The organism is Leisingera sp. F5 (assembly GCF_001593695.1).
The window spans coordinates 1-1,054 of the sequence record NZ_LUKH01001400.1 but is presented as its reverse complement, the minus strand read 5'-3'; the positions used below and the strand labels follow the sequence as shown (position 1 = coordinate 1,054).

The 1,054-nt window shown below is 65.1% G+C and carries 1 protein-coding gene and 1 pseudogene; both read right to left on the bottom strand.

What is annotated here, in order from left to right; genetic code table 11:
• A pseudogene (locus A2I95_RS41765) lies at nucleotides 1–512 on the bottom strand (cobaltochelatase subunit CobT); the annotation flags it as partial.
• A gap of 195 nt (nucleotides 513–707) precedes the next feature.
• On the bottom strand, nucleotides 708–1,054 hold a 347-nt coding region (locus tag A2I95_RS41760; protein ID WP_291738134.1), incomplete at its 5' end, for a CbbQ/NirQ/NorQ C-terminal domain-containing protein.

Sequence of the window (1,054 nt, the reverse complement as noted above, 5' to 3'; positions counted from 1 at the left end):
CGCCACAGCTCCATGATGTTGGAGGCCCCTTCGGGCAGCGGGCGCCCGGTGGCCAGATGGCGGATCAGATAGCCGGCCGAGGCCGCCAGCGGCGCCTCGGAGGAGGATTTCATCTGGTCATAACCGCGGCGGATCGACTCGTTGCGGATCTTCACGTCGATGTTCGACGCGGTGCCCGGCATATGGCGCGCGCCCATCGCCTCGCAGCGGGCGGTTTCCATCGCCTCATAAAGATCGCGGGCCATTTCGCCCTGCGGGACGTATCTGGCGTGGGTGGCATCGTCGTGGAATTTGTGGCGCAGCGCCAGTGCGTCGGCGGTGCCGCGGGCCAGCAGCACCTCTTCGCGGCTCATCCGGCGCGAGACCTGCGGCAGCCGCATTGAGTCACCCGACAGCCCCGAGGGGTCAACGGTATAGCTGACCGACAGTTCCGGGTCGTTGGCCATCACCTTGGTGGCTTCAGCCAGCGCCTTCTTGAACGGATCGGCTGGGTTGTCGTTCGGCTTTTTCATGGTCGCACCTAGTCCCTTGTGAGCATCCCCCCTCTTTTTGGGAAAGTCCAGTGGGTCAGCTGCGGTGAGGGCAGCGCCCGGCCCGGCGGGGTGGGAAGCGGTGTGCCCGCCCCGTCGTGCTGAAAGCACGCCTCCGGAATGACGGAGGGCGGGACGGGCGCTGCCCGGCCAAATGGCCGGGCGGCACGTCACAGATTAGCCCAGCGAAACGCTCGCGGCGCTTTCCGGCAGCTCTTCGTCAAAACAGCGCTGGTAGAACTCGGCCACGGTCTGGCGCTCCAGCTCGTCGCATTTGTTCAGGAATGACAGCCGGAAGGCATAGCCCACGTTGCGGAAGATCTCGACGTTCTGCGCCCAGTTGATCACGGTCCGCGGCGACATCACGGTCGACAGATCGCCGTTCATGAAGGCGGTGCGGGTGAGGTCGGCAACGGTGACCATCTGGCTGATGGTCTTGCGGCCTTCGGCGGTGTTGTAATGCGGCGCCTTGGACAGGATGATTGCAGCCTCGGCATCGTGGCTCAGGTAGTTCAGGGTCGAGA